Annotated in this window: 7 protein-coding genes; 2 read left to right on the forward strand and 5 right to left on the reverse strand. The window is 42.6% G+C overall.

The window, feature by feature from the left end; all coding sequences use genetic code 11:
- Positions 1 to 175 precede the first annotated feature (175 nt).
- Positions 176 to 922: a ferritin-like domain-containing protein gene (locus AABK37_RS40175; RefSeq protein WP_432556969.1), complete on the reverse strand. Its 747-nt coding sequence runs from the start codon at positions 920 to 922 to the stop codon at positions 176 to 178.
- 190 nt (positions 923 to 1,112) lie between these two features.
- On the opposite strand from AABK37_RS40175, the gene AABK37_RS40180 reads away from it, so the two are divergent.
- The gene (locus AABK37_RS40180) at positions 1,113 to 1,673 is read left to right on the forward strand and encodes a thermonuclease family protein (protein WP_432556970.1); all 561 of its coding nucleotides are present in this window, start codon (positions 1,113 to 1,115) and stop codon (positions 1,671 to 1,673) included.
- Positions 1,674 to 1,707: 34 nt separating this feature from the next.
- On the opposite strand, the gene AABK37_RS40185 is transcribed toward AABK37_RS40180, so the two are convergent.
- Positions 1,708 to 3,246: an ABC transporter permease subunit gene (locus AABK37_RS40185; RefSeq protein WP_432556971.1), complete on the reverse strand. Its 1,539-nt coding sequence runs from the start codon at positions 3,244 to 3,246 to the stop codon at positions 1,708 to 1,710.
- 111 nt (positions 3,247 to 3,357) lie between these two features.
- Between AABK37_RS40185 and AABK37_RS40190 the strand changes: the two genes are divergently transcribed.
- Positions 3,358 to 4,113, forward strand: coding sequence for an amino acid ABC transporter ATP-binding protein (locus tag AABK37_RS40190; protein WP_432556972.1), 756 nt, complete (start codon positions 3,358 to 3,360; stop codon positions 4,111 to 4,113).
- Between the two features lie 46 nt (positions 4,114 to 4,159).
- On the opposite strand, the gene AABK37_RS40195 is transcribed toward AABK37_RS40190, so the two are convergent.
- The 3 genes from AABK37_RS40195 to AABK37_RS40205 all read right to left on the reverse strand — a co-directional run bounded on the left by AABK37_RS40195 (position 4,160) and on the right by AABK37_RS40205 (position 5,136).
- On the reverse strand, positions 4,160 to 4,360 hold the full coding sequence (locus AABK37_RS40195; protein WP_201280494.1) for a hypothetical protein: 201 nt from the start codon (positions 4,358 to 4,360) through the stop codon (positions 4,160 to 4,162).
- A gap of 19 nt (positions 4,361 to 4,379) precedes the next feature.
- Positions 4,380 to 4,643, reverse strand: coding sequence for a hypothetical protein (locus AABK37_RS40200; protein ID WP_432556973.1), 264 nt, complete (start codon positions 4,641 to 4,643; stop codon positions 4,380 to 4,382).
- 214 nt (positions 4,644 to 4,857) lie between these two features.
- Positions 4,858 to 5,136: a hypothetical protein gene (locus tag AABK37_RS40205; protein WP_432556974.1), complete on the reverse strand. Its 279-nt coding sequence runs from the start codon at positions 5,134 to 5,136 to the stop codon at positions 4,858 to 4,860.
- Positions 5,137 to 5,432 lie beyond the last annotated feature (296 nt).

A 5,432-nucleotide genomic window follows, 5' to 3' on the forward strand; every position in this document is an offset into this window, starting at 1 on the left:
TTAGTAAGAAATTATTAATACCTTAACCCGATCTAGTAGACTGCTCGTGATGATTGGGTCGAAATCGCGGTGGCGCGTAGCACCACCGTGAATTTGTCATTAGCGATCGCACTAATTTCTGGATGAAAAACACCCGGATTTTGATAACCCGCAACTTGAGTTATTAGCTTAAGTGTTAAGCAACAATCAATTCTGGCTCGTTTTCTGTTGGTGCAGCATCTTGTACGAGGGAAGGTGTGTTGCCGTTGCGCTGGAGGATACCGCCAACCATTGCTAATAAGGCGTTTACTTTGCGGGTGCGCCACTCCGTAGTGAGTTTCTGCACTTCTAAAGCAGGCATCCGCCGCATCATTGCTTCGTAAAGATAAGCAGCATGACCGGTTTCGTCTGTGGCAATGCTTAACATTCCTAATTTGAGGTTGCGATCGCTTGGGTTATCATCAGGTAACACTAACGCCATCCGTCGAAAGTCTTTGCTAGCATCCAATTCTAGAATGTAGGTACTAGCCATAAATACATTCCAGTCAATGGCATCTGGTTTTAGCTGTTCTTGAGAATAACCTTCAAAATAAGCAGCAAAAAACGGACTGCGATTTTGTTGTGATTTCTTTTCGTCGGTTTTTTTCGGCAAACTCTTAAAATCAATCACTTGTTTATCAAGCTGTTTTAAGGCATGGGCAAAAATTTGACCGTGCCTTTTTTCATCTGATGCGTGTTTTGCAAGTTTCTCTGCCAGCCATGTATCGCCTTCAGATGCTGCACGTTGGCTTAAAGCTTCGAGAAAAGGTACTGAACCAGATTCAGCTAGCTGGAATCCTGCCAGGACATTGGGTCGCGTTTTGCGATCGCGAATTTGACTCGCAGAGTAATAAGCCGCAGCACCAGAACCCAGCAAATGCATGAAGTGCGTAAATAAGTTCATCAAAGATTCCCGATTAGCGTTTGGGTCGTCTACATTACCTATACTAATCAAAGATAATTTGAATGATAACTTTACTTTGTTATAAAATCGTGACGCGCCAATTTATGGATTCTCTACCATAATAAACAAGTTAAACTAGGAAATTTACATTTTCGTAGTATCATCCCAAAGGAAGATTTTGGTAGTTTAAATGGAGAAATTAATTAAGCCGCTAATTTGGTTTTGTGCAGCCATCCTGATTTTGTCTTTGATGGGATGCGATCGCCTAATCCCACCCTCCGGAGATATAGTAGAAAGAATCAGTGATGGTGATACTTTAACAGTCAAAGATGCCAAAGGTAACAATATCACCGTGCGCTTTGCTTGTATGGATGCACCAGAAGTACCGCATTCAAAGAAAGAAAGAGAAAGTAAACGTGCAAGCGATCGCAATCAATTTAGTTGGGGTGCGAAAGCGCAAGAAAGAGTGCAGCAACTAGTGAAACAAAGTAGCGATCGCGTCACTTTGAATATTACTGATAGCGACCGTTACGGACGAAAAGTTGCCGAAGTGCGTTTAAAAAATGGCACTTTAGTTCAACAAGTATTGCTGCGTGAAGGATTAGCAAAAGCTTATCGCCCTTACTTAAATAAGTGTCCTAGTAGAGATTTAGTTGAGCAAGCTGAAGCCGAAGCGAAGCTACAAAAACGCGGCGTTTGGAGTGATGCTAAGTTTATTAATCCTTGGGAATATCGGAGTTTGTATAAGTAGTCTTTGAGGGCTGAAGCCCTCACTACGAATAATTTCAAGATTTAGGCGATCGCTTAACGGGATTCATCCAAGTTTCTAACCAACTAAACACTTGTGAAGAAAGCAGTGTTAAGCATAAATAAACTACCGCTACAGATGCATAAATTTCAAAGGCGCGATAGTTTTCTGCTACAATTAATTGCCCTTGGCGAAACAATTCTTCAAAGCCGATAATAGCAACCAAGCTAGTATCTTTAAGTAAACTAATAAATTCATTACCCAAAGGTGGTAACATTCGCCGTACAGCTTGGGGAAAAATCACATAGCGCATCGTTTCTGTGGAACTCAAACCGAGTGATTGTGCGGCTTCCGATTGTCCAGTTTCTATTGATTGGATACCAGCACGAACGATTTCCGCAATGTAAGCGGCGCTATTTAAACTTAATGCTACTACCGCTGCTGCAAGACGATTGAAGTTGAGAGGGAAACCAAGTTCAAGAGCGATCGCAGGTAATCCAAAGTAAATCATAAAAATTTGCACCAGCAGAGGCGTTCCCCGGAAAAAATCTACATACGCCCTCGCCAACCAGCGCACTGGTGTAATATGCGAAAGGCGGATAATTCCAATTAAAGAACCGCCAATTAAACCTAGCACTACAGAAAATATCGTCAATTGCAGCGTTACTAGTGCCCCTTGTAATAGAATGGGAAAATACCGCAAAATTACGCCAATTGAACTCAATATTCCCGAACCGCTAGCGCGTGTCTCATTTTGAAATGGTAATTTTAACGGTAATGCTGACGGTTGAACTTTAAACCATTTTTGGTATATTTGGGAATAAGTTCCATTTTGCAACACCTTATCTAAACCATCGTTTATTAGTTTTAGATTCGGCGAGTTTTTTGGTGTGGGAATGCCATAATATTCTTCTGTCAGTAATTGACTGACTACTTTAATTCCCTTGAGATTGCCCGTATTAATCGCGTATAAAGTAACAGGCGCATCATTAATTACAGCATCGACATTACCGTTAACTAATTCTTGCAACGCTAAAGGTGCAGAATCAAAGCTGCGAATTTGTGCTCCGGGAATTTCCTTAGCTTTTTTTCCACCAGTTGTACCAATTTGTACGGCAATTTTTTTATTTTTCAGACTCTCAAAAGTAGTAATATCTTTATTGTTATCGCGGATAGCGATCGCTAACCCCGCCTTAAAATAAGGACGCGAAAAAGAAACAGTCTTCGCTCGTTCTTCCGTAATAGTGAAAGAACTAATCGCCGCATCTACAGTTTGTGCTTGCAATGCCGGGATAATACCATCAAAAGGTATACTTTGCCACTCAACTTTAAAACTAGCCGCAAGTGATATCGCATTCATTAAATCAATCGAAAAACCTTGCGACTTACCCCCCTCCCCCTTAAACTCAAAAGGTGGAAAAGCAGGTTCATTCGCCACCCTTAAAGTCTTCCCTTCACTACCAACATCTTTATTGAAACTACAACCACCAAGCACTAACAACAGACAACTCAAACTTACAACCAAACTCAACCGCAGCCAACCCACAACCCTCAAACAAACTCTAACTCTCTTCATTTCCTTTCTTCGTGCCCTTCGCGTCTTTGCGGTTCGTTAAATAAAATCAACTTTCATCAACAATCATCTAAACTTAAACCAGATTACCTGTAGTCTAGTTGACATTTGGAAATGAATAATTCCATCCCCGCCATCACTTTTGACAACATCGAGAAAAACTTTGGTTCCCTCAAAGTTCTCAAAGGAATCAGCGGTGAAATCAACCGAGGTGAAGTTGTTGCCATTATTGGCTCCTCTGGTTGTGGTAAAAGTACTTTACTACGCTGCTTCAATCGTTTAGAAACAATTAACGCAGGACATCTTACAGTTAATGGTATTGACCTACACAGTCAAAATTTCAGTAATCGACAGCTGCGACAACTGCGGACGCAGGTAGGCATGGTTTTCCAGCAATTCAATTTATTTCCCCATCTTTCAGTAATAGAAAATTTGACACTTGCTCCGCGCAAAGTATTAGGTAAAACACCGAAAGAAAGCGCTCAACTAGCGGGGTTGTATTTAGAAAAAGTCGGACTTTTTGACAAAGCATCTGCATATCCCGAACAACTTTCGGGTGGACAAAAACAACGAGTAGCGATCGCTCGTACTTTGTGCATGAATCCTCAGATTATCCTATTTGATGAACCCACCAGCGCCTTAGATCCAGAACTTGTCGGTGAAGTATTGCAAGTCATGCAGCAACTAGCAGCCGAAGGAATGACAATGGTAGTTGTCACCCATGAAATGCAGTTTGCGCGGGAAGCGGCGCATCGGGTAATATTTATGGATCAAGGTATTGTCGCCGAACAAGGACCAGCTTTTCAGGTCATCTCACATCCTCAAAGCACGAGGCTGCGTACTTTCCTCAGTCGTCTCAACGCCGTTTAAAAATTACCTATCCACGCTCCAACTTACCACTAACAACTAACACTTTTTAAAGATACTCCCGCAAAAAGTCAAAGGTGTCATCTTCCCAACACGGTTCTGGTATCACCGTCCGCAATTTACTATTAATATCAGCTTCAATTTCATCACCGTCTTCTCTGTCAAACAATTCTACCATTGCTTTCCAGTCACGTTCTTTCATAGCCATTAACAGTGAAGCATATACCTCTGGATTCGTTGAATAATTCACTCTAGACAAACCGTTTTGACTAACTCCTTAAATAGTAACTTCGGGGCTTTGGCACTTTGCAGCGCGATCGCACCAACCTTACCGGACGCCCCTGAGCTTTTTGGGCATCCAACTGAGTAGCCAGCGTTGCGCCAATTTCATTATCAAGGCGGCAGCGCTTAACTGAAATGCGAGTGAAAACCCATTGCCAGAAAGCAATACGGCATAAATCAGAACCACCTTGGATCTTAATTTTATTTTTATCAGGCGCTCTTATTTGGACTCGAGAAAGCGACTCCCACATGAGGGAGTTTCGCCTCGGAGTTAGTCCGGCTCCAAATCGCGGGCTAAAAACAATCACTCATATCTACATCAGTTTTGGACTTGGCGCTGTCCGACAATAATTTCAGAATTTTTTCGGCTAAAAAGGCGCGATCGCGCGATCGGGCAATCCGGGGGCGCTCAATGCAGCAAGTTTTACTTGCACTTCTGGCTTGACGTTGGAATCAATTGTCATTTCAGTCAGGATTTGCAGCAAGCACGCCCGCATAAGCCCTAACTTCTTTACGATCGTGTTTTCCGCCGTCACGGTTATCTGCAATTCGAGTTAGGATTTTTTCAAAGCCTTCTGTATTTCCGTCAAATCCGAAGTACATTGTTTGTCCATAATTGTTGAAGGCGATGCCGAGTACGGCAACGCTTCGCGAACGCACTCTCACACACACACACTCATAGCGCGATGGCGAAAAGCAGTGTGAGGAGTGCGATCGCCCATAAGTCGCGTTATGCAATATCATCAACCAAAGTCATGAAACCAAACAAAAAAAGTCCACCGATATGAAGGTGCCCAAACCAGCGAATTAACTGCGGCGACCGAACAAGCGGGAATCGAGGTAGTTAATCTTATCGACTTTATCCAGCTTCACAATCCAGGTATTGATAGAACTACCGCCACAGTGACGGCTGTATTTTACTTACACCACTTAGGCGATCTGCTATATAAAACCTAGACAAGTCTAGACATTTACTTCTTTCTTCACAGGGAGCATGGAAGCGGTTATCCCTCGGAAAGCATTCACGCCTTAGCCAGACG

Origin of the sequence: Tolypothrix sp. VBCCA 56010 (genome assembly GCF_050875635.1) — a bacterium.
GTDB lineage: Bacteria > Cyanobacteriota > Cyanobacteriia > Cyanobacteriales > Nostocaceae > Hassallia.